Genomic DNA, 24,132 nt, shown 5'->3' with positions numbered 1-24,132 from the left:
TTCACGATATTCACTTATAGTTATGGATGATAAATACCCACGCCTAAATAATTTTCTTTACGCGTTCGTGAAATTACTGACATTGGCGATTGATTGACTCGTAAATCCATTTCATCTTCAGTACGAACCACTCTTCCTCGTAAGGAATTAGGATAAATATCGGTTATTTCTACATCAACAAATTTTCCAATCATATCTGGTAAACCTTCAAAATTAACAATACGATTATTTTCAGTACGTCCTGTTAATTCCATTAAGTTTTTCTTGGAAGGTCCTTCAACCAAAATACGTTGCACGGTATTTAACATGCGGCGACTAAATTGCATCGCTTGTTGATTAATGCGCTCTTGCAATATATATAAACGCTGTTTTTTCTCGTCTTCAGAAACATTATCTTCCATTTCAGCAGCTGGTGTACCTGGTCGTGCTGAATAAACAAAGCTATAACTTAAATCAAAATTCACATCAGCAATTAATTTCATGGTTTGTTCAAAATCTTCTTGGGTTTCACCAGGGAATCCAACAATAAAATCCGAACTAATTTGAATGTCAGGACGAACTTTGCGTAATTTGCGAATAATTGATTTATATTCAATAGCGGTATGTGTGCGTTTCATCAGATTTAACACACGATCTGAACCACTTTGTACCGGCAAATGCAAAAAGTTAACTAATTCCGGCGTATCACGATAAACATCGATAATATCATCGGTAAATTCAATTGGATGGCTGGTAGTAAAACGAATACGATCAATACCATCAATAGCCGCAACTAATCGCAATAATTCAGCAAAAGAACAGATATCACCATCAAATGTTGGACCGCGGTAAGCATTTACATTTTGACCAAGTAAATTGACTTCACGAACGCCTTGTTCGGCTAACTGAGCTATTTCATAAATAACATCATCACACGGCCTACTGACTTCTTCACCTCGAGTATAAGGTACCACACAGTAAGTACAATATTTATTACATCCTTCCATAATCGATACAAAAGCTGTTGGCCCTTCACTGCGCGGCTCAGGCAAACGGTCAAATTTTTCAATTTCTGGAAAGCTAACATCAACAACATGATTGCCTTTACCACTACGAACTTGCTCAATCATTTCAGGCAAACGGTGAAAAGTTTGTGGTCCAAAAATAATATCAACAAATGGTGCGCGTTTACGAATATGTGCACCTTCTTGTGAAGCAACACAACCACCTACCCCAATAATAATATTCGGATTATGTTGTTTTAAGTTTTTCCAACGACCTAATTGATGGAACACTTTTTCTTGGGCTTTTTCACGAATAGAGCAAGTATTGAGTAATAAAATATCTGCTTCTTCTGCATTTTCTGTTAAAGTTAAACCATGGGTGGATTCAAGGAGATCTGCCATTTTAGTTGAATCATATTCATTCATTTGGCAGCCCCAAGTTTTGATATGTAGTTTTTTGCTCATCAATAACTCAGCTATATTTAATTGTTAAAATGAAAACGGGTTTAAATCCGCGATTTTAGCGTGCCATATTGTAATCCTTTGTAATTGTAGGGTCTATAATAAAAATGAAAAATAACAAAACAAAGTAGCGTATTGGATTTTTTTATTGAAAATAGCAATATTTTAGAAAAAATTTAACAGTAAAAAAAAGGTTATTTTGCTAACTAAAAACATCACCAATCAATTTATTGTCTAACACTTAGTCAAAATTTATCGTAGATATAATTTTATTATAACTGATTTATTAATAACGTAATTTTTAATTTATCTAGTAGTGTAAAATAAGTAGGCAAACTGAAAAATGCATGATAGCGCCAATTTGATTACTTCCTATTTTCATCAAAAATATAAATTTCATTGTTTAAAAGTTTTAACAAACAATGCCAACAAAGCCAAATTGATTAAACCTTGAGTTAAATATAATCCTAACCTGAATAAAAAATATCAAGGCCGCGGCTATAACATAATCAATAGATAACTTATCAAATAAAAAAGCCAATTAAAGATGAGAATCATTCTTTTTAATATCAATATATTTTATGCTATTATTCACGATCAATTTATTTAGAAAATAATGTGTTTAGATATGTCAAAAACATTTAGTCCAACAAAACGCCTACTCATTAAAGGTATTATTGCGACATGTTTATTATCTGTCACAAAAGTAGGTTTTGCAGCAAACTTAGCTCAGGTCATAGCCGTTAGAGTTTGGCCTTCATCGACCTATACTCGAATAACATTAGAATCGAATGTAAATTTAAAATTCAAACACACTTTATTGACCAATCCAGAAAGGCTTGCCATTGATATTGAGAATATTAATTTAGATGCTACTTTAAAAAAGATTTCATCTAAAGTATTACCTCGAGATCCTTATATCAAATCAATAAGTGTTGCCCAACTTGATTCAAAAAAAGTTCGAATCATGATCAATTTGAAGCAAGGTATTCAACCAAATACCTTTAGCTTATCGCCTGTAGCTGAATTTAAACATCGTTTAGTCATCGATCTTTATCCATCTAAGCCTTCATCAGCAACAGATGATGATCCTTTGCTTGCATTATTAGAAGAGTATAAAAAAGGCGATCTTAATAAAAAACAAGCTGAGATCAAAACAGCAACAAATAAAAACAAAAACGCACCTATTATTGTTGTTCTCGATCCTGGACATGGAGGCGAAGATCCTGGCGCTATTGGAAATAATAAGACGCGTGAAAAAGATGTCGTTTTACAAATTGCCCGTCGAGCTTACAGTTCTTTGAAAAAAGAACCTAATATAAAAGTCTACATGACACGTAATGAGGATGTCTTTATACCATTGAAAGTTAGAGTAGCTAAAGCTCGATCATTACACGCTGATATATTTATTTCTATTCATGCCGATGCCTTTGCTAGCTCATCAGTAAAAGGATCGTCAGTATTTGCTTTATCTACACGCGGCGCAAGTAGCTCAGCAGCTAGCTATTTAGCACAAACTCAAAATGAGGCCGACCAAATAGGCGGCGTCAGTCGTAGTGGTGATAAATATTTAGATAATACCATTTTAGATTTAGTGCAAAAAACCACACTGAGCAATGGTGTATTACTCGGCAATGCCATTTTAAATAGAATGAAAAGTGTCAATAAATTACATAAACCGTCACTTGAAAAAGCGGGATTTGCTGTATTAAAAGCACCAGATATTCCTTCGGTTTTAGTCGAAACTGCTTTTATTAGTAATGCTTCAGAAGAGCAAAAATTAAAAACAGCTTCGTTTCAAAATCAAGTATCTAAAGCGATCGTAGATGGCATTAAAGATTACGTCAAAAAACGTAAAAACTAGCAATCGTAAAAGTGACTAAACATAACACTATTGAATTATCACCAAACGTCTTTCGGCATCTAATTGGGGAATAGTCAATTTAATATTTTGTTTAAGTATAAAACCATCGGGAATAGTATCGATCTCACTGCCTTTAAGCGCATAAAAAGCACCATGTTCATTAGGTAAATGTTTACACCAATTAAGCATATCTTGCAGGGAAGCAAAAGCACGACTAATCACACCATCAAACTTTTTATCGCAATATTGTTCAATTCGACTTTGTACTGGATTTATATTAGTTAACTTTAATTCAAATTGTACTTGTTTTAAAAAACGAATTCGTTTACCTAAACTATCAACGAGATCAAATTGTTTTTCAGGGTTGATAATTGCTAATGGGATGCCAGGTAAACCTGGCCCCGTTCCGACATCAATAAACGTTTTACCTTCTAAATAAGGCGATACAACAAGACTATCCATAATATGCTTAACTAACATTTCGTTAGGATCTCGCACAGCAGTTAAATTGTAAGCTTTATTCCACTTATGTAACATTTCAACATAATCAATTAATAGATCAATTTGTTGATCTGAGATCAAAAGATCAGTTTGATCAATTAGATTAATGAGTTTCTTTTTTAACATAATTTTTCTTTTTTAAGTAAACCAATAACATTGAAATAGCAGCAGGCGTAATACCCGAAATACGTGAAGCTTGCCCAATAGAAACAGGTTTATGTTGTTTCAATTTAGCCACTACTTCATTAGATAACCCTGATATTTCTGCATAATCAATATGCGCAGGGATCAATGTTTGTTCATTACGTTTTTGACGCTCTATTTCTTCAATTTGCAGTTTGATATAACCATCATACTTGACTTGAATTTCAACTTGTTCAGCTGCTTGCGGATCGCTTACCCCTGGTGCAAACAGTGATAGTTTTTTTAACGTTTGATAATTCATTTCAGGACGTTTTAGTAGCTCTTCACCATTGGCTTCTTTGGTTAAATTAGCACTTAGGACCGCATTCACTTCATCAATGGTTTCGATATGAGGATGAACCCAAATATCACGCAGACGTGCCCTTTCTTGTTCCACTGCTTCAAATTTTTCATTAAATTTTTGCCAACGGTAATCATCAACCATCCCTAATTTACGTCCGATTTCAGTTAAGCGAATATCTGCATTATCTTCACGTAACATCAAGCGATATTCAGCGCGAGAAGTAAACATGCGGTAAGGTTCATTTGTGCCTAATGTACAAAGATCATCTACCAAGACGCCTAAATAAGCTTGATCACGTGTTGGATACCATTGATCTTGATCATATACAAATCTTGCTGCATTTAACCCAGCTAGCATCCCTTGGGCCGCAGCTTCTTCATAACCAGTTGTGCCGTTGATTTGACCGGCTAAAAATAGCCCTTTGATCACTTTGCTTTCTAACGTCGGTTTAAGATCTCTTGGATCAAAATAATCATATTCGATCGCATAACCGGGCCTTACAATATTAGCATTTTCAAGCCCTTTCATACTACGTACGAATGCAAGTTGAGTATCAAAAGGTAGACTTGTTGAGATCCCATTTGGATAGATTTCATTACTATCTAATCCTTCAGGTTCCAAATAGATCTGATGGGAATTACGATCAGCAAAGCGCATGATCTTATCTTCAATGGAAGGGCAGTATCTTGGACCTACACCTTCAATAACACCTGTGTACATAGGGCTGCGATCTAAACTGTTACGAATGATCTCGTGTGTGGTTTCGTTAGTACTTGTTATATAACATGGGATCTGCTTTGGATGTTCACTAGCATGACCTAAAAATGAGAATACCGGAACGGGATCATCGCCATATTGTGTTCCAAGTTTTGAAAAATCAATAGTTCTCGCATCGATACGTGGTGGTGTACCTGTTTTTAAGCGACCCATTCTAAATGGATATTGATGCAATGATTTTGATAAACCAATTGATGCTGGATCGCCTGTTCGACCACCGCTGTAATTATCTAAACCGATGTGGATCTTTCCATCTAAGAAAGTGCCTGCTGTTAATACTACGGCTTTTGCTCTAAAAGATACACCCATTTGAGTTTTTACACCTGTGATCTGATCGTTTTCGATGATCACATCTTCAACTGATTGTTGAAATAGCATTAAATTAGGTTGGTTTTCAAGTGTTGTTCGGATCACTTTTCGATAAAGCGATCGATCTGCCTGAGCGCGAGTAGCTCGCACAGCAGGACCTTTACTACTATTTAAGATCCTAAACTGGATCCCTGCTAGATCAATAGCGTGTGCCATGAGTCCGCCCATTGCATCGATCTCTTTTACTAGATGCCCTTTACCAATACCACCAATTGCAGGGTTGCAAGACATTTGACCTAACGTATTGATATTATGGGTTAATAGTAGTGTTTTTCTGCCCATTCTAGCTGATGCCATTGCTGCTTCTGTTCCTGCATGGCCGCCACCAACAATAATGACATCAAAAAGATCTGGATAAAACATAAAAGCCTCGTTGTTTTTATTTATATATTGATGATCGTCGTTTTTGATCAGGTGATTAGGGTTTATTTAGCGTTAGGAATTGTACTCATCTTTTTGATTACGTCAAATGATCTATTTTGATCGCTATTTAAATTAAATAAGATCTTTTATTTGATCTTTTTATTTTTATTGTTATTAGTTTAGATGACTTCTGTTGATAACTTATTTTTGTGATTATTATTTAGGATCTTAGTTGCGATCTAATTCTGTTAATTGATCGGATCTTTTTGGATTTAGACTTGTTTATAACTATTGTATTTATCCACAATTGTTTTTGCCTTTAAGGTTATTAATCCGATTATAACAGCTTATTAGCCGTATTTATCACAAAGTTATCCACAAAAAATAAATTTGTTTGCTTAAATTTTGATATATTAGCGGTGATGTTTTAAACACTGTTGTTTGATCTGTATTGCTCTATTTAGCTTATTAAGTAAGATGGTTATTATGCTTGATTTGTTTTATACAAAAGTGATTGATTTTTGTGGTAGCAAATTTATACTTATCATGAAATTATTTTTATTGTGAGGTTATTTTATTACTCTTTCACAGTTACCTTTACCTTTTTCTTTATCTAATAGTGAAACTTTTGATAGTTTTTATGTGGGCGATAATCAATTATTGTTCGATTCGTTACAAGCTTTATTTGATAAGCCAGGTTTCAATGTCTTTTATATGTGGTCGGCAAGTGCTTCTGGTCGGACTCATTTGTTGCATGCTTCAAATCAAAATAAGTTAGCCAGTTATATTCCTTTAAAGCAGTATTACCATCTTGTTCCCGAAATTTTACAAGGCTTGGATAATTATGATTTAGTGTGTTTAGATGATATTGATGCTATAGCTGGTCATAGAGATTGGGAAGAGGCTATTTTCGATTTATTTAATCGTTTAACTGAGAAAAATGTAAGTAAGTTATTAATTACAGCTAATGCACCTCCTAAACAGATTTGTTTTACTTTACCTGATTTGGTTTCTCGATTATCTTGGGGACAAGTTTATCAATTAAAAGAATTAAGTGATGATGATAAGCTTAAAGCTTTACAATTAAGAGCTAAATTAAGTGGTTTTGAATTATCAACCGAAGTTGGATTGTTTTTATTAAAACGTGTTAATCGTGATATGCGTACACTGTTTTCTTTATTAGAAAAGTTTGAAGTTGCAACGCTTGCTCAACAACGTAAGTTAACTATTCCTTTTATTAAATATATTTTGGATTTGTAGTATGAGTAAAAAGCCTGAAGCTATCGTTTTTTTTGATTTAGATGGAACACTATTTAATAGTCAAATTGAAGTTTTACCCAGTTCTTATCAAGCTATAAATAAGCTTAAACAAAATAATATTATTCCCATGTTAGCGACGGGACGAACGCCTTGTGAAGTTGTTGACTTGATGCATAAAACACAAATCGATTCAATTGTTGGAATGAATGGTCAAGTGGTACTTTATCAAGGTGAAACGGTCTTTACGAATAATATTGATAAAGATGTGATAGCTAGAATTTATCAATTTTCCAAACAACAAATGGATATACCTCTCTCTTTTTATAATTATGAAATTATGCGTGTTTCGCAAGATAGTCAACCTGCTAAGGTATTTTATCATTATTTAAAACAATCCGTTCCTCCCGTTGATGATCAGATCTATTTAAATCAACCTATTCAAATGTTATTGCTGTTATGTGAATCAGGCGAAGAACATTATCGAGATCTATTTCCTGAATTGACCTTTATTCGTAATACACCCTACTGCGTTGATGTTTTTAATCACGGTGGTTCTAAAGGAAATGGCATAACTCAGTTATTACAGCGAAAAGGATTCACTGATGTACCAACTTATGCATTTGGTGATGGAATGAATGATTTTGAGATGTTCTTAACTGTTGATCATCCAATAGCCATGGCTAATGCTGTTGATGGGCTAAAAGCACATGCTGAATTTATTACTGATGATAATAACAATGATGGAATCGCTAAAGCTTTGCATAAACTTGGTTTGATTTAGTTCTAATAAAAAAATCATCTAATTTAATTAATCAGATGATTAAAATTAATGATAATTTAAAATCGATATTATTATCAAAGCAGTTATTGTAATTATAGTTAGGAAAATTTTTTACTCGTGCTCTCATTTTTGGTGTTGTGTTTTGTTTAAGCTATCTAATTGCTGAATTACTTGAGTGTGAATTGATTTGTCTAGTTTTACGCGGTAAGTAAACAAGAGATTTAATGATGCTATTTCACCTATAGGGTTAGGAAAAGTATGACTTGTTTGGTTAATGATTAAAGTAACAAAAATTCAGTCAATAGCATTGAATTTAGCCAATACATACCTAAAACTATAACCAGTAAAGATGCTTTTTTAGCTGAACTTGATGAAGTAAAACGTTGTGGATATGGTAAAGATGATGAAGAGTCTGAGCTTGGTTTAAGATGTTTTGCTGTATCTATTTATGATCGTTTAAGTAACATTCTTGCCGCGTTAAGTTTATTAACGTCTATTTTTAGGTGTAATACGGCTGAAGATGGAGCTAATTAATTAGCGAAATTAGTCAATCAATAGCTAAAATATCAGCATTAATTAGTTACAATAAATTAACAAAATTTGATGATTAATTATTTAAATTATTGATATATCACCCCTAAGCATACTGCCTGGCTTGCTCCTGTTACTTCAGGAATGTTGGATGGAATATGATTAATTCGACAATAAGCAAGCCAGGCAAATGCAATTGCTTCCATATCATCACTGTTTATTCCTTTGTCATTTGAGGTTAATACTGTCCAGTTAGGTAATAATGTTGATAATCTTTGCATAATCAGTGGGTTTTTAGCACCACCACCACAAACCAATAATTCGCAAGGTAAATTGTTACTGATAGGTAATTTTTCAATTTCATGTTCAATAGATATTGCGGTTAATTCCACTAAAGTTGCTTGAACATCTTGTGCCTTTAAATTCATACCTGCCAGTTTTTCATGTAACCACGGTAAGTTAAATAATTCGCGTCCAGTGCTTTTAGGTGCAGGTAATTTGAAATATGCTTCATCAAGTAACTTATGTAATAAGTTTTGTTGAATGTGGCCTGTTTTTGCCCACATCGCATCTTTATCATAGCTTTGATTAAGATTTTCATTTATCCAACCATCAAGTAACACATTACCCGGCCCCGTGTCGTATCCAATAACTGTTTGATTAGGAATTAAGACTGAAATATTACTAATGCCACCAATATTTAATATGACTCGATTGATGTGTGGATCTTGTAGTACTGCTTTATGAAAAGCAGGTACTAGTGGAGCACCTTGCCCACCATAAGCCATGTCTTTACGGCGAAAATCGGCAATGGTGATAATGCCAGTTTTAGCTGCAATAATATTGGCATCACCAATTTGCATGGTAAAAGGATTATTACCTGTTGGTTGATGGTAAATCGTTTGCCCATGGCAGCCAATTGCTTTAATTTGGTTTTTATTGATATGATTGTTTTGTAAAAATTGATTGATACTATTAGCAAATAATAGTCCAAGTTGATGATCAAGCTGACCTAAATCTTTTAATGTTGTCTGTTTTGTGTCGCATAGTGTTAGTAATTGTTGTTTAATTGAATTTGGCATCGGATAACAATCACTGATAATGGATGTGACTTTTCCTGCTGTGATATCAACTAGCGCGATATCAATTCCATCCATACTTGTTCCCGACATTACGCCAATATATAAATTTTGCATAACACTATCCTTGCCTAATAATTTGTCCTGTTTTGATATCTCTAATTTCAGAGGGTTGTGAGCGTTGCCCTGTTTCACCTTGTAAGATAGGCAATGTGTCACCAAATTGTTTAGTCACTTCAATAACGGTTCGGCAAGGTTCATGACCAGAACGATTGGCGCTGGTTGAGACTAATGGTTTTCCAAATAAATCGCAAAGTTGGCAAACTAATGGATGATTTGTTACTCTTATCGCAATTGAATTATATTGCCCCGTTAAAAAATAAGGTGTGGTTTTATTTTTGGGCATAAGCCAAGTAATAGGACCAGGCCAACTGGCTATTGCTTTTTGTTGTTGTTCTATTGTTAGCGCTGTTTCATCTATATAAGGGATAAGTTGTTTAAAATGGCTGGCAATTAAAATCAATCCTTTATCAATTGATCGTTGCTTTAGTTGTAATAGTGTCATTACTGCCGATTGGCAATCAGGATCGCAACCTAATCCAAAAACAGCTTCGGTTGGATAGGCTATGACATCCCCTTTTTTTAATCGAGCATTTGCTTGCGATAAAGTTAATAAATTGGTCATTAATATCAGCTATTCATTAAAACACAGTTGAATTTATATTAAACTGCAAGATTTAGATTTGCAAATGTGCCAATTCTGTTTTGATATGTGGTTATTTAAGAATAATGAATTCTTTTAATGATATTAACAGATTATTCCCAATTTATTTGTGGATAATACTTTGCTGTTAATTCAACTACTTGTTGCATAGTGATGACTTCAAGCCTTACATCGATGAATTGACTAATGCCACGAGCAATAATATCGTTGTCAAGTACATAACAATGCGTGGTTTTTTGTAAAATATCATTCAATAAGGCATTATTTTGACAAGCAATCATAACGCCATTTTGCCAAAAAAGTACGGCATCTTGCGTAGATATGAGTGTTGTATCAATATTTGTTAAGTGATGAGTTGAAATTGTATGTAACATTTTTCCACTTTTTACTAAAATATCTATTTTACTTTGAATTTTTAAGAAAAAAGCAAGTTAACCTTGCTTGGTACATCTTTAATGGTTATTAGTATATAATAAGGATCATTTATTGAGCAAAGAATTCGTTATGAAACCGATTATTTTAGCTAACGAGCAAGAAACAATTTTATTTGGTAAACAGCTTGCTGAGCAATGTTTAAATTATTTATCTAATCACAGTAGTGCAATAGTTATCTACTTAATTGGCGATCTTGGTGCGGGTAAAACAACGTTCAGTCGAGGATTTTTACAACAACTTGGTCATAAGGGTAATGTTAAAAGTCCTACTTATACTTTAGTTGAACCTTATCATTTTAACGATTTTTCAGTTTATCATTTTGATTTATATCGATTAGCTGATCCTGAAGAATTAGAATTTATGGGCATGCGCGAATATTTCTCTTCTCGATCAATTTGTTTAATTGAGTGGCCAAAGCAAGCACAAGGCATATTACCCATTGCCGATATTGAAATCCATTTGTCTTATTTAGCGCTTGAACGCAGTGTTTGTTTACAAGCAAATACCAAAGCAGGTCAGTCAATTATTAATTTACTACATTAACAATTAGCGAAAATACTGATGAAAAAATTAATGACTTTTTTTATGCTTTTGCTACTTTGCAGCTCAGCTTATGCCGCTAAAGTGGTTATAGCTGTTGATGCTGGGCATGGCGGTAAAGATTCTGGTGCCATAGGTAAACATAATCTTTATGAAAAAACAGTGACATTTTCTATTGCTAAAAAGCTTACCAATTTATTAAATAATGATCCTAATTTTAAAGGTGTCTTAACACGCAGTAGTGATAATTTCATTTCGGTATCGCAGCGTTCAGATATCGCGCGTAAAAACAAAGCTAATTTACTTGTGTCAATTCATGCTGATGCCGCGCCAAATCGAAGTGCTTCTGGTGCTTCAGTTTGGGTGTTGTCAACTAAACGTGCGGATACTGAACTGGGGCGTTGGCTAGAACAAGATGAAAAACAGTCTCAACTATTAGGTGGTGCTGGTGATGCGCTTAGTGATGACCATAATCGTCATTTGAGTCAGGCGGTATTAGATCTACAATTTTCCTATTCTCAGCGTGTAGGGTATGAATTAGCAACACAAGTTATTAAAGAGATGAGTGGGCCAATCAAACTGCATAAACGTAAACCTGAACATGCTAGTTTAGGTGTATTACGGTCTCCGGATATCCCTTCTATTTTGGTTGAGGTTGGTTTTATATCAAATGAAACTGAAGAAAGTTTACTTGCTAGTAATACTCATCAAGATAAGATTGCAAGAGCAATTTATCAAGGTATAAAAAACTATGTAAAACAAAATCCTAAATTTGGAGAACGGCACTAATGGCAATACATATTCTATCACCACAATTGGCCAATCAAATTGCTGCTGGTGAGGTGGTAGAAAGGCCGGCATCTGTTATTAAAGAATTAGTCGAAAATAGCCTTGATGCAGGTAGTACGCAAATTGATATTGATCTCGAACAAGGTGGTTGTAAGTTAATCCGTGTTCGTGATAATGGTTTTGGTATTACTAAAGAGGAATTAGCATTAGCTTTAGCACGTCATGCCACCAGTAAAATTAGTACACTAGATGATTTAGATTCAATTATTAGCCTTGGATTTCGTGGTGAGGCGCTAGCCAGTATCAGTTCAGTATCTCGATTGACGTTAACTTCCCGTACCGCCGAGCAATCCGAAGCTTGGCAAGTCTATGCCGAAGGTCGCGATATGAAACCGGTTATTAAACCTGCAGCTCATCCCGTAGGATCAACGGTTGAAGTCTTGGATTTATTTTATAATACACCTGCGCGTCGTCGTTTTTTGAAAACCGACAAAACCGAATTTATGCATATTGAAGAGTTTGTTCGTAGAATTGCTTTAGCGCGTCCTGATGTCTCTTTTAATTTGCAACATAATGGTAAACTGGTTAAACAATATCGATCATCCACACTTGAAAAAAGGGTTGAATTAGTTTGTGGTCGAGAGTTTATGCAAAAAGCAGTTAAACTCGATTGGCAGCATGATGATTTACTTATTCAAGGATGGGTCGCTAGTAACAACGTCAGTGATCTGCAATATTTTTACGTTAATGGTCGTGTTATTAAAGATAAATTACTTAATCATGCTTTGCGTCAAGCTTATATTAGTCAAACTAATGAGCAACAGAGTTATGTGGTCTTTTTACAACTTGATCCAAAACAGGTTGATGTCAATGTACATCCTGCTAAACATGAAGTTCGTTTTCATGAAGCACGTTTAGTTCATGATTTTGTTTATCAAGCTATTATGATGGCATTGGAATCCCATTTGTCTATTACGACTCAAGCGCCAGTCATTACTCCTAATCGTCAAGCTGCGGGTGTTAATATTTTTAATCAATTGGCTCAACCTAAAAATTATCAAGCTAGCAGTCAACCAACAAAAAAATCAGGTAATTTTGCTAGAGAAAATACACTATATGGTCAGCTTGTTGATGTTTCTAAATCGGTTGAAACTAAACCTGAGCCAGTAAGATTATCCCATCAAGATGATCAAATGACTGAGGGGCAAAAAGCGGTAATTGATGCGTTGTTTCCACAGCGAAGTACATCTTTACACTCCTTACAACAGCAGCTTGATAGTTCGTCATTAGTACAATTTGGTCGTGTGTTAACGGTTATTCAACCAGATATAGCATTGCTTGAAAAGTTTGAAGATAATCAGCAAAAATTTATGTTGATGAAATTACCTGTAGCTCAACAAAAATTGTCAGCAATTAAATTATTATCTCAAGATTCTGAAAAATTATTGATTCCATTGACTATTTTAATCAATCATAAAGAACAACAAGCATTAACTAATTATCAACCTCAACTTAATTTTTTAGGATTTGATTTTTATATCGACAAAGCAAAATTACATTTGCAAAGCGTACCTAAAATGCTTAGAACGATGAATTGGCAGCAAATATTACCTGCTTTATTGGCATTGATTTCATCGTCAGAGAAAAAAGCATTAGATCCGACCAAAATTGCAGATTGGCTGGCTAGTCAATGCGATAATACTCAAGCAATAAGTTGGAGTGTGACCAAAGTGATCCAATTACTTGCACAGCTAGAGCAAATTGATAGCAATTTATTGCAACTAGAAACATTTTTACATCCTATTGATCTTCAATCTTTTATAAAATCCATGTAATTATGAATAAAGCAAAAGTTATTTCATTAATGGGGCCAACGGCTTCAGGTAAAACCGCATTTGCGATGGCGCTTTATGAACGTTATCCAATTGATATTATAAGTGTCGATTCAGCGCTGATTTATCGTGATATGGATATTGGTACGGCCAAACCAACAAAACAAGAACAATTAAACTACCCACATAAATTAATTGATATATGTGATCCCGCAGAAAGTTATTCTGCCGCCAATTTTAGGCATGATGCCCTCGTTGAAATTGAAAAAACGTTAAAAAAAGGGCGAATTCCACTGTTAGTTGGTGGAACAATGTTGTACTTTAAAGCGTTGCTTGAAGGGTTATCCCCTTTACCTGTGGCTAACAATGAAATTCGGCAACAAATAGAAGAGAAGGCCAATAAATTTGGTTGGCAAGCGATTCATGAAGAATTAAAAAAAGTTGATCCTGTTTCAGCTCAAAGAATTCATCCAAACGATCCACAGCGTCTTAATCGTGCTTTAGAAGTGTATTTAATTTCGGGTAAGAGTTTAACCGAACTTACCCAAGAAAGTGGTGAAGCATTACCTTACGATGTGATGCAGTTTGCCATTATGCCTTCAGATCGCGCCGAGTTACATCAGCGTATTGAACAACGTTTTTTACAGATGCTTGATCAAGGATTTGAAAATGAAGTGAAAGCGCTAAAATTACGACCTGACTTGCATTTAAATTTACCTTCGATGCGCTGTGTTGGCTATCGGCAAATGTGGGAGTATTTAGATGGTCAAAGTAGTTATGATGAAATGGTGTTCAAAGGTATTTGTGCAACACGTCAATTAGCAAAAAGGCAAATTACTTGGCTACGTGGTTGGAAACAACCTATTACATGGTTAAATCCTGATAATATGGATAAGGTTTTCGATCAGCTGTTTTAGGTTTGAAAATTTTTTTACTGCCTATTACTTAACTTTTTATGACTGAATTGCTTTTCCAAAATGTAAAAAAGTTTTAGGTTAATATAATATTTTAGTATATTTTTTTGTTTGATTAGTGTAAATTTATTAAAATTTTAGTTATTTGTGCATAAATTATTATTGACCGGTTCAAGAGCTGAGTTTTTTATGTTATTTTGGTAAATAGACATAAGTACTTTATGTTTTAGTTAAATTAAAAATTTTTAAAAAGTACGATTATATTATCTTCATATTATTATTTTCATCTTAAAGGATAAACTCATGTCAAAAGGGCAGTCATTACAAGATCCTTATTTAAATTTGCTTCGTCGCGAGCATATTCCTGTATCCATTTATTTAGTTAACGGTATTAAATTACAAGGGCAAATTGAGTCATTTGATCAGTTTGTTATTTTATTAAAAAATACTGTAAGCCAAATGGTATATAAACATGCCATCTCAACAGTTGTACCATCAAGATCTATCTCTGGATTGGTGACTCAACCTGAAGAGGAAAGCGAAAGCTGATTAATTCAGTGGAGAATCTGATTGTTTGAGCGATATAAAGGCGGGGAATCTGCCTTATTAGTCCATGTATTCTTCCCTCAAGAAAGCGATATCGAGGATCTAAAAGAGTTTGAAGTGCTTGTTTCTTCTGCTCAAATTGAGATTCTCGATATTGTGACAACCTCAAGAAAAGCACCACAAGCTAAATATTTTATTGGTGAAGGGAAAGCGCTTGAAATTGCCGAAAAAGTTAAAGCGCTTGACGCATCTGTCATCTTAGTTAATCACACCTTAACTCCTACCCAAGAACGAAACCTTGAAAAATTATGTGAATGCCGTGTCGTTGATCGAACTGGGCTTATTTTAGATATTTTTGCTCAGCGCGCTAGAACTCATGAAGGTAAGTTACAAGTAGAATTAGCGCAGTTGCAGTATTTATCAACGCGTTTAGTTCGAGGCTGGACACACTTAGAACGACAAAAAGGTGGGATTGGTTTAAGGGGACCGGGCGAAACTCAGTTAGAAACCGATAGGCGTTTAATTCGTCATCGTATTCAATTAATATTATCTAGGCTTGCTAAAGTTGAAAAGCAGCGTAATCAAAATCGACAATCAAGAAATAAAGCCGATCTAGCTACCGTCTCGTTGGTTGGTTATACTAATGCAGGTAAATCAACACTATTTAATTCATTAACGCATGCCGATGTTTATGCTGCCGATCAATTGTTCGCAACGCTTGATCCGACTTTAAGACGCATTAATGTTGAAGATGTTGGTGAAGTCGTATTAGCCGATACAGTCGGATTTATTCGTCATTTACCTCATGACCTTATTGCTGCTTTTAAAGCAACTTTACTCGAAACCCAAGAGGCTGCACTTTTATTACATGTGATTGATGCATCCGATCCAAACCTATTAGATAATATACATGCCGTCGAAGAGGTTCTATTAGAAATAGATGCCCACGATATTCCAACATTGATGGTAATGAATAAAATAGATTTAATTGAAGGTAAACAGCCTGGTATTGATCGTGACGAAAACGGTATGCCTATTCGTGTTTGGATTTCTGCTCAAAATGGTTTAGGATTAGATCTCTTATTTACTGCATTAAAAGAAAGACTTGCTAGACAGATCCAAATTTGTCAATTAAGCTTACCTGTTCATTTAGTAAGGCTAAGAAGTCGTTTTTATCAGCTAAATGCAGTAGAACATGAAATTATAAATGAAGATGGTAGCTTTCATCTTGATGTGAGAATGCCGTCAATTGAATGGAATCGCCTCTGTAAACAAGAGCCAGATCTGTTATACTTAATCAATACGCAAAATAACAACTAATTGTTAAATGGAGCATATAAAATATGGCGTGGAATCAGCCCGGAAATAACGGACAAGATAACGATCCATGGGGAAGTAATAATAAAAAACCTTCTAATTCATCCGGTGGTTTTTTAGATAAAATTAAAGACCTATTAAAAAAAGGTAATTCAAGCAATAATAATGGTGGTTCATCAAAAATAAAATTATCGATGAATAGCTCAAAAATTATTATTGCTGTCATTGTTGTGCTTATTCTAATTTGGGGAATAAGTGGTTTTTATACTATCAACCAAAGTCAACGCGGTGTGATTACCCGTTTTGGACAGGTTCAACCAGAAATTATTCAACCTGGTTTGAATTGGAAACCTACCTTAATCGACAAAGTTTATGTCGTTGATACCCAAGGTACACGAAATTTTAATGTACAAGGGTTCATTGTTACAACAGGTGAAAATTTAGTTTTTGTTGAAATGAATGTTCAATATCGTATCAGCAATCCATTGAAGTATTTATTTAATGTGACCAATGTTGAAGATAGTCTTCGTCAAGCTGCTGATAGTGCTTTAAGAACAGCGGTTGGAAGTTCTAATATCGATGCGATTATTTCTGATGGACGAGCTGCGCTTGAAAGCAGTACTAAAGATGAATTAGTTAATGTGATTACGCATTACGATATGGGGATTAACATTGTTGATTTGAACTTCCAAGTTGCTCGACCACCAGATGAAGTGCAAGATGCTTACGATGATGCTATTCGTGCTCAAGGTGATAGTGAACGTGAAATTAAACAAGCTGAAGCAGATAAAGTTCAGTTAGTGCAACAAGCAGAAGGTAAATCTGCAAGAATTTTAGCTGATGCTGATGCGTATAAAGTTCGGGTAGAACTTGAAGCGGCCGGTGATGTTGCACGTTTTGAAAAAATATTACCTCAATATAAGGCTGCCCCTCAAATCACTAAAGAGCGTTTATATATTGAAACAATGGAAAAAATATTAAGTAAAACTAATAAAGTGGTTGTGAATGATAAAAGTGGTAATTTAATGGTGTTACCTTTAGAGCAATTATTAAAAAATAATGGCGAAAAAACATCTACTCCAACTACGTTGCCAAATCAAAACAGTGATTACAATTTTAATATGCCAAGCTCTTCTGATGCGATAAAAAGTGCACCTCAACCAACCAAAGAGTCGCAAAATGGTGCTACAACCCGTAATAATAGTTCTACCAGCAATACGACGCGGACTATGGGACGATAAGGAGAAAAATGAATATGCGTAAGTTATTGATTCCTATAGTTTTGATTTTAATTGGTGTGTTTTTTTCAAGTGTTTATGTTATTGAGGAAGGCACCCGTGGTGTTGTTTTAAGATTTAATAAAATAATTGGATTATCTCAACCTGGATTACATTTTAAAATTCCAGGTATTGATAGTGTTAAAGTTATTGATGCTAAAATACAAACCACCAATAGTTCTAATAACAGTAAAGAACAACGTTTTTTCAATGTTCAAAAGAAAGAGTTGATAGTTGATTATTTTGTTCAATGGAAAATTGTTGATTTCAATCGTTATTATGAAACAGTTGCCGGTGGCAATAATGTTGAAGACTTACTACTTGCTCGTCTTAATGGTCGTTTAAGAGCGGAAATTGGTAAACTGAGTAATAAGGACATTATTAATGACTCGAATGCGGATACTAAATCGCGTAATTCTTTAATGATTCGAGTAAAAGATGCTTTAAATGGTACACATCAAGATTCTGTTGATAACGCACCAATAGATAAATTAGTTGCAGATACAGAAAAAGATCCCGAAAGTAGTAAAACGAGTCTACGCGCTTTTGGTGTTGAAGTCGTTGATGTACGTATTAAACAGATTAATTTCCCTGCTGAAGTTTCAGGTTCTATCTATGCCAGAATGCGAGCAGAACGAGAAGTCATTGCCCGCGATAAACGTTTTGAAGGCGTAAGAAAAGCAGAAGAAACAAGAGCAGCAGCGACACTTGAGGCAACAAAAATATTATCTGAAGCTGAACGACAATCACGAATTATTCGTGGTGAAGGTGATGCTAATGCAGCTAAACTTTATGCTGATGCCTTTGGTAAAGATATGGAGTTTTTTAGCTTCATTCGAAGTTTAAAAGCTTATGAACAAAGTTTTATTGGTAATGACGTTATGGTTATTAGCCCAGATAGTGAATTTTTCCAATACATGAAACTAAAATCGAATAAATAACAGAATGAGTAATAGTCTATGAGTAATAATGTTGTTGTGCTAGGTACGCAATGGGGTGATGAAGGCAAAGGTAAAGTTGTTGATTTACTCACAGAAAAAGCAAAATATGTTGTTCGTTATCAAGGTGGGCATAATGCTGGCCATACGTTAGTGATCAATGGCGAAAAAACAGTATTACATCTTATCCCATCAGGTATTCTTCGTCATGATGTTATAAGTATCATTGCGAATGGTGTAGTGCTTTGCCCTGATGCGCTAATGAAAGAGATGAAAGCGTTAGAAGAAAAAGGTATTCCAGTTAAAGACAGATTACTGATATCTGAATCTTGCCCTTTAATTCTACCTTACCATATTGCATTAGACCAAGCTCGTGAAAAAGCACGTGGTAGTAAAGCGATAGGCACCACAGGTCGAGGTATCGGCCCTGCATATGAAGATAAAGTCGCTCGTCGTGGACTTCGAGTTGGTGATTTGCGTGATCGTCAAGCATTTGCTGAAAAATTGAAAGAAGTTATGGAATACCACAACTTTCAATTAGTCAATTACTATAAAGTTGAAGCGGTTGATTATCAAAAAGTCCTTGATGACACATTAGCGATTGCAGATATTTTAGTCGCTATGATTGCAGATATTCCGACGTTATTAGAAGACGCTCGGAAGAAAGGCGAAAGAATAATGTTTGAAGGTGCACAAGGTACTTTACTTGATATTGATCATGGTACTTATCCTTTTGTTACCTCTTCAAATACTACTGCTGGCGGTGTAGCGACAGGATCAGGTTTTGGTCCTCGTTATGTTGGCTATGTGCTAGGTATTGTTAAGGCTTACTCTACTCGTGTTGGTGCAGGACCATTTCCAACAGAACTCTTTGATGATGTAGGTGAATATCTGTGTAAACAAGGTAATGAATTTGGTGCAACAACGGGTCGTCGTCGTCGTACTGGTTGGCTTGATGCGGTTGCTGTTCGTAAAGCCGTACAACTAAATTCAGTTTCTGGTTTCTGTTTAACTAAACTTGATGTGTTAGACGGTCTTAAAGAGGTTAAAATCTGTGTTGGTTATCAATTACCTAATGGTGATGTGATTAACAATGCACCGGCTGCTGCTGAAGATTGGAGTTTAGTCAAACCTGTATATGAGTCTATGCCAGGATGGAGCGAATCAACTTTTGGTATTAAAAGCTATGATGCGTTACCACAAGCAGCAAAAAATTATATTAAACGAATAGAAGAGTTAACTGAAACCCCAATTGATATTATTTCAACAGGTCCAGATCGTAGTGAAACCATGATTCTACGTGATCCTTATCAAGCATAATAGTAATTAGAAAATCGGGATATTGTTCCCGATTTTTTATTTTTAGGATATTAAAATTAAAAATAGTTAACTGAGTATGAGGACATTATGACTACAATAGGAACGCCGTTATCACCCACTTCAACAAAAGTTATGCTTTGTGGTGCAGGTGAATTAGCGAAAGAAGTCGTGATAGAGCTACAAAGGTTTGGTTGTGAAGTTATTGCTGTTGATCGCTACGCTAATGCGCCAGCAATGCAAGTTGCACATCGTTATCATGTAATCAATATGTTAGATGGTCAAGCTTTAAGGAAAGTTATCGAAGCTGAAAAACCTGATTATATCGTTCCAGAAATAGAAGCAATTGCAACTGACACTTTAGTCGAATTAGAGCAGCAAGGCTTTACGGTTATTCCTACAGCAAAAGCAACACAACTGACAATGAATCGAGAAGGTATTCGTCGGCTAGCCGCTGAAGAGCTAAAACTACCAACTTCACCTTACCGATTTGCTATAAATGAACATGAATTTAAAAAAGCGGTTGAAGAGATAGGCTTTCCTTGTTTTGTTAAACCCGTTATGAGTTCTTCAGGAAAAGGACAATCACTGATACGTAATCATCAGGACATTGAATTAGCATGGACATATGCACAAGCAGGAGGGCGAGCTGGTGGGGGTAAGGTTATTATCGAAGGTTTGGTGGATTTTGATTATGAAATTACTTTATTAACTGTTCGACATATTCATGGTGTTTCATTTTGTCAACCAATTGGTCATCGACAAGAAAAAGGTGATTATCGAGAATCTTGGCAACCTCAAGCGATGTCTGATAATGCACTAAAGTTAGCAAAGGAAATTGCAACTAAAGTAACTGATGCATTAGGCGGGCGCGGTTTATTTGGTGTCGAATTATTTATTAAAGGTGATCAGGTTTGGTTTAGTGAAGTTTCACCACGTCCACATGATACCGGTATGGTGACGTTAATATCACAAAATCTTTCTGAATTTGCGCTACATGCTCGAGCAATACTTGGTTTACCTATTCCTGTTATTGAACAATATGGCCCGAGTGCATCTGCTGTTTTATTAGTAGAGGGAGATTCTAAACAAGTTACATTTGCTAATTTAGATAAAGCATTAAGTCAGCCACAAACGGATTTACGTTTATTCGGTAAGCCAGAAGTAAAAGCAACGCGCAGAATGGGTGTTGCGCTTGCTAGAGCACTAACGGTTGAGGAAGCGATTAGTAAAGCGAAGAATGCAGTAAAACAAATCACGATAAGCTTATAAAGTTGCGTTTAGCTTAAAAAGCAATCACTCGATAAGAAAAATTTGAAATTTATAAAATTGGGGGTTGACGTAGGCAAATGAAGTGAGTAACATACGCAACCCTTGAGACAGCAAACTGAAACAACAAAATGTTTAGTTAAATTTAAAGCTGTCAGCTCTTTAAAAAGAAGAAACAGACAATCTGTGTGGGCACTTGCGAGACGAAAGATTAAAGTCTACGGACTCAAAAAATTAAGTCTTGATAAGTGACACTGAAGATTCATTTGAATTATGTCAGAGACAGTTATTGAGCATCAAACTTTAAATTGAAGAGTTTGATCATGGCTCAGATTGAACGCTGGCGGCAGGCTTAACACATGCAAGTCGAACGGTAACATGAGTGCTTGCACTTGATGACGAGTGGCGGACGGGTGAGTAAAGTATGGGGATCTGCCGAATGGAGGGGGACAACAGTTGGAAACGACTGCTAATACCGCATAATGTTGAGAGACCAAAGCATGGGACCTTCGGGCCATGCGCCATTTGATGAACCCATATGGGATTAGCTAGTTGGTGGGGTAAGGGCTCACCAAGGCGACGATCTCTAGCTGGTCTGAGAGGATGACCAGCCACACTGGAACTGAGACACGGTCCAGACTCCTACGGGAGGCAGCAGTGGGGAATATTGCACAATGGGGGGAACCCTGATGCAGCCATGCCGCGTGTATGAAGAAGGCCTTCGGGTTGTAAAGTACTTTCGGTAGTGAGGAAGGTGGTGTATCTAATAGGTGCATCAATTGACGTTAATTACAGAAGAAGCACCGGCTAACTCCGTGCCAGCAGCCGCGGTAATACGGAGGGTGCGAGCGTTAATCGGAATGACTGGGCGTAAAGGGCATGTAGGCGGATAATTAAGTTAGGTGTGAAAGCCCTGGGCTCAACCTAGGAATTGCACTTAAAACTGGTTATCTGGAGTATTGTAGAGGAAGGTAGAATTCCACGTGTAGCGGTGAAATGCGTAGAGATGTGGAGGAATACCGGTGGCGAAGGCGGCCTTCTGGACAGATACTGACGCTGAGATGCGAAAGCGTGGGGAGCAAACAGGATTAGATACCCTGGTAGTCCACGCTGTAAACGATGTCGATTTGGAGTTTGTTGCCCTGAGTGATGGGCTCCGAAGCTAACGCGATAAATCGACCGCCTGGGGAGTACGGCCGCAAGGTTAAAACTCAAATGAATTGACGGGGGCCCGCACAAGCGGTGGAGCATGTGGTTTAATTCGATGCAACGCGAAGAACCTTACCTGGTCTTGACATCCACAGAATCTTGCAGAGATGCGAGAGTGCCTTCGGGAACTGTGAGACAGGTGCTGCATGGCTGTCGTCAGCTCGTGTTGTGAAATGTTGGGTTAAGTCCCGCAACGAGCGCAACCCTTATCCTTTGTTGCCAGCGGTTTGGCCGGGAACTCAAAGGAGACTGCCGTTGATAAAGCGGAGGAAGGTGGGGACGACGTCAAGTCATCATGGCCCTTACGACCAGGGCTACACACGTGCTACAATGGCGTATACAAAGGGAGGCGACCTCGCGAGAGCAAGCGGACCTCATAAAGTACGTCTAAGTCCGGATTGGAGTCTGCAACTCGACTCCATGAAGTCGGAATCGCTAGTAATCGTGAATCAGAATGTCACGGTGAATACGTTCCCGGGCCTTGTACACACCGCCCGTCACACCATGGGAGTGGGTTGCACCAGAAGTAGATAGCTTAACCTTCGGGAGGGCGTTTACCACGGTGTGGTCCATGACTGGGGTGAAGTCGTAACAAGGTAACCGTAGGGGAACCTGCGGTTGGATCACCTCCTTACGAAGTGCTCGTAAGTGTTCACACAGATTGTTTGTTTAGAAAGAGTCACTTTATTGGGTCTGTAGCTCAGGTGGTTAGAGCGCACCCCTGATAAGGGTGAGGTCGGTGGTTCAAGTCCACTCAGACCCACCAATTCAACGGTAATGAGCGAAGATGCTTGATATGTTGAAGAAGTGAAGATAATGGGGCTATAGCTCAGCTGGGAGAGCGCCTGCCTTGCACGCAGGAGGCCAGCGGTTCGATCCCGCTTAGCTCCACCATTAAGATGTCTCTTTTGAAAAAAATTATGTTTGTATTTACTTGAAAGAGTAAATAGAAAGATAACGCTCTTTAACAATTAGGAACAAGCTGAAAGAAACGAGTTCTCGTTTTTACGGAAAGCATTTGTATGTAAGTATAGATGTGATGAAGTAGAAAAGAGAAAAAAGCGTAATTGAAACCAAGACAACTGTGAGTTGTAAGGTTAAGAAATTAAGCGTACACGGTGGATGCCTAGGCAATCAGAGGCGATGAAGGACGTGTTAATCTGCGAAAAGCGACGGTGAGCCGATAAAAGGCGCTATAACCGTTGATGTCCGAATGGGGAAACCCAGTGCAGGTGACTGCACTATCATCTGATGAATACATAGTCAGATGAGGCGAACCGGGAGAACTGAAACATCTAAGTACCCCGAGGAAAAGAAATCAACCGAGATTCCCAAAGTAGCGGCGAGCGAAATGGGAGCAGCCCAAGCGGGTAGCATAATGTATTAGTGGAAGCGTCTGGAAAGTCGCACGATAGAGGGTGAAAGTCCCGTACATGAAAGTAGATTATGTGGAAGCTTATAGAGTAGGGCGGGACACGTGATATCCTGTCTGAAGATGGGGGGACCATCCTCCAAGGCTAAATACTCCTGATTGACCGATAGTGAACCAGTACCGTGAGGGAAAGGCG

General features: G+C 36.5%; 19 protein-coding genes, 2 tRNA genes, 2 rRNA genes and 1 pseudogene. 18 read left to right on the top strand and 6 right to left on the bottom strand.

What is annotated here, in order from left to right:
- Positions 1–20 precede the first annotated feature (20 nt).
- Positions 21–1,448 carry a tRNA (N6-isopentenyl adenosine(37)-C2)-methylthiotransferase MiaB gene (miaB, locus tag A9G03_RS11265; RefSeq protein ID WP_065799254.1) on the bottom strand — a complete coding sequence of 476 codons (1,428 nt, stop codon included), beginning with the start codon at positions 1,446–1,448 and terminating at the stop codon, positions 21–23.
- A 625-nt stretch (positions 1,449–2,073) separates the two neighbouring features.
- On the opposite strand from miaB, the gene A9G03_RS11260 reads away from it, so the two are divergent.
- Positions 2,074–3,309: an N-acetylmuramoyl-L-alanine amidase gene (locus A9G03_RS11260; RefSeq protein ID WP_065633738.1), complete on the top strand. Its 1,236-nt coding sequence runs from the start codon at positions 2,074–2,076 to the stop codon at positions 3,307–3,309.
- Between the two features lie 27 nt (positions 3,310–3,336).
- Here the strand turns inward: A9G03_RS11260 and rsmG are convergent, their stop codons facing one another.
- Both rsmG and mnmG read right to left on the bottom strand, forming a co-directional pair.
- Positions 3,337–3,936, bottom strand: a complete 600-nt coding sequence (rsmG, locus tag A9G03_RS11255) for a 16S rRNA (guanine(527)-N(7))-methyltransferase RsmG (protein ID WP_065799253.1) — start codon at positions 3,934–3,936, stop codon at positions 3,337–3,339.
- On the bottom strand, positions 3,914–5,806 hold the full coding sequence (gene mnmG / locus A9G03_RS11250; RefSeq protein ID WP_065799252.1) for a tRNA uridine-5-carboxymethylaminomethyl(34) synthesis enzyme MnmG: 1,893 nt from the start codon (positions 5,804–5,806) through the stop codon (positions 3,914–3,916). Before mnmG ends, rsmG begins: the two co-directional genes overlap by 23 nt.
- Positions 5,807–6,382: 576 nt before the next feature.
- On the opposite strand from mnmG, the gene hda reads away from it, so the two are divergent.
- The 3 genes from hda (at position 6,383) to A9G03_RS12920 (ending at position 8,381) form a co-directional block, all read left to right on the top strand.
- Positions 6,383–7,066 (top strand): DnaA inactivator Hda, encoded by a 684-nt coding sequence (hda, locus tag A9G03_RS11245; RefSeq protein WP_065633735.1) that lies wholly within the window; start codon positions 6,383–6,385, stop codon positions 7,064–7,066.
- 1 nt (position 7,067) lies between these two features.
- Positions 7,068–7,847, top strand: coding sequence for a Cof-type HAD-IIB family hydrolase (locus A9G03_RS11240; protein WP_065799251.1), 780 nt, complete (start codon positions 7,068–7,070; stop codon positions 7,845–7,847).
- Positions 7,848–8,153: 306 nt separating this feature from the next.
- Positions 8,154–8,381, top strand: coding sequence for an IclR family transcriptional regulator domain-containing protein (locus A9G03_RS12920; protein ID WP_082209465.1), 228 nt, complete (start codon positions 8,154–8,156; stop codon positions 8,379–8,381).
- A gap of 86 nt (positions 8,382–8,467) precedes the next feature.
- Here A9G03_RS12920 and A9G03_RS11235 read toward each other — a convergent pair whose 3' ends face one another.
- The 3 genes from A9G03_RS11235 to tusB form a co-directional block, all read right to left on the bottom strand.
- The gene (locus A9G03_RS11235; protein WP_065799250.1) at positions 8,468–9,574 is read right to left on the bottom strand and encodes an anhydro-N-acetylmuramic acid kinase; all 1,107 of its coding nucleotides are present in this window, start codon (positions 9,572–9,574) and stop codon (positions 8,468–8,470) included.
- A 4-nt stretch (positions 9,575–9,578) separates the two neighbouring features.
- Positions 9,579–10,142, bottom strand: coding sequence for a Sua5/YciO/YrdC/YwlC family protein (locus A9G03_RS11230; RefSeq protein ID WP_065799249.1), 564 nt, complete (start codon positions 10,140–10,142; stop codon positions 9,579–9,581).
- Positions 10,143–10,273: 131 nt separating this feature from the next.
- Complete coding sequence (gene tusB, locus A9G03_RS11225) at positions 10,274–10,555, bottom strand: sulfurtransferase complex subunit TusB (RefSeq protein WP_065799248.1); 282 nt, start codon at positions 10,553–10,555, stop codon at positions 10,274–10,276.
- Positions 10,556–10,685: 130 nt separating this feature from the next.
- Between tusB and tsaE the strand changes: the two genes are divergently transcribed.
- The 14 genes and pseudogenes from tsaE to A9G03_RS11155 all read left to right on the top strand — a co-directional run.
- Complete coding sequence (gene tsaE / locus A9G03_RS11220) at positions 10,686–11,159, top strand: tRNA (adenosine(37)-N6)-threonylcarbamoyltransferase complex ATPase subunit type 1 TsaE (RefSeq protein WP_065799247.1); 474 nt, start codon at positions 10,686–10,688, stop codon at positions 11,157–11,159.
- Positions 11,160–11,219: 60 nt separating this feature from the next.
- Positions 11,220–11,924: pseudogene (locus A9G03_RS11215) on the top strand (N-acetylmuramoyl-L-alanine amidase); the annotation flags it as partial.
- 20 nt (positions 11,925–11,944) lie between these two features.
- Positions 11,945–13,780 carry a DNA mismatch repair endonuclease MutL gene (gene mutL / locus A9G03_RS11210; RefSeq protein WP_065799246.1) on the top strand — a complete coding sequence of 612 codons (1,836 nt, stop codon included), beginning with the start codon at positions 11,945–11,947 and terminating at the stop codon, positions 13,778–13,780.
- 2 nt (positions 13,781–13,782) lie between these two features.
- On the top strand, positions 13,783–14,694 hold the full coding sequence (gene miaA / locus A9G03_RS11205; RefSeq protein ID WP_065799245.1) for a tRNA (adenosine(37)-N6)-dimethylallyltransferase MiaA: 912 nt from the start codon (positions 13,783–13,785) through the stop codon (positions 14,692–14,694).
- A 300-nt stretch (positions 14,695–14,994) separates the two neighbouring features.
- The gene (hfq, locus tag A9G03_RS11200) at positions 14,995–15,240 is read left to right on the top strand and encodes an RNA chaperone Hfq (protein WP_065633726.1); all 246 of its coding nucleotides are present in this window, start codon (positions 14,995–14,997) and stop codon (positions 15,238–15,240) included.
- A 21-nt stretch (positions 15,241–15,261) separates the two neighbouring features.
- Entirely contained in the window at positions 15,262–16,557 is a 1,296-nt protein-coding gene (gene hflX, locus A9G03_RS11195; RefSeq protein WP_065633725.1) for a ribosome rescue GTPase HflX, read from the top strand.
- 23 nt (positions 16,558–16,580) lie between these two features.
- The gene (gene hflK, locus A9G03_RS11190) at positions 16,581–17,795 is read left to right on the top strand and encodes an FtsH protease activity modulator HflK (RefSeq protein ID WP_065799244.1); all 1,215 of its coding nucleotides are present in this window, start codon (positions 16,581–16,583) and stop codon (positions 17,793–17,795) included.
- A 14-nt stretch (positions 17,796–17,809) separates the two neighbouring features.
- Entirely contained in the window at positions 17,810–18,772 is a 963-nt protein-coding gene (gene hflC, locus A9G03_RS11185; RefSeq protein ID WP_065799341.1) for a protease modulator HflC, read from the top strand.
- 18 nt (positions 18,773–18,790) lie between these two features.
- Complete coding sequence (locus A9G03_RS11180; protein WP_065633723.1) at positions 18,791–20,089, top strand: adenylosuccinate synthase; 1,299 nt, start codon at positions 18,791–18,793, stop codon at positions 20,087–20,089.
- 87 nt (positions 20,090–20,176) lie between these two features.
- The gene (purT, locus tag A9G03_RS11175; protein WP_065799243.1) at positions 20,177–21,358 is read left to right on the top strand and encodes a formate-dependent phosphoribosylglycinamide formyltransferase; all 1,182 of its coding nucleotides are present in this window, start codon (positions 20,177–20,179) and stop codon (positions 21,356–21,358) included.
- A 302-nt stretch (positions 21,359–21,660) separates the two neighbouring features.
- Positions 21,661–23,198: ribosomal RNA gene (locus A9G03_RS11170) — 16S ribosomal RNA — on the top strand.
- 55 nt (positions 23,199–23,253) lie between these two features.
- Positions 23,254–23,330, top strand: a tRNA-Ile gene (locus A9G03_RS11165).
- A 52-nt stretch (positions 23,331–23,382) separates the two neighbouring features.
- A tRNA-Ala gene (locus A9G03_RS11160) sits at positions 23,383–23,458 on the top strand.
- A 201-nt stretch (positions 23,459–23,659) separates the two neighbouring features.
- Positions 23,660–24,132: ribosomal RNA gene (locus tag A9G03_RS11155) — 23S ribosomal RNA — on the top strand; the annotation flags it as partial.

It is taken from the genome of Gilliamella sp. wkB171 (genome assembly GCF_001693755.1).
Classification (GTDB): domain Bacteria; phylum Pseudomonadota; class Gammaproteobacteria; order Enterobacterales; family Orbaceae; genus Gilliamella; species Gilliamella apicola_F.
Note: the sequence above shows the minus strand (reverse complement) of the source record. Positions and strands in the feature narration are given on the sequence as shown.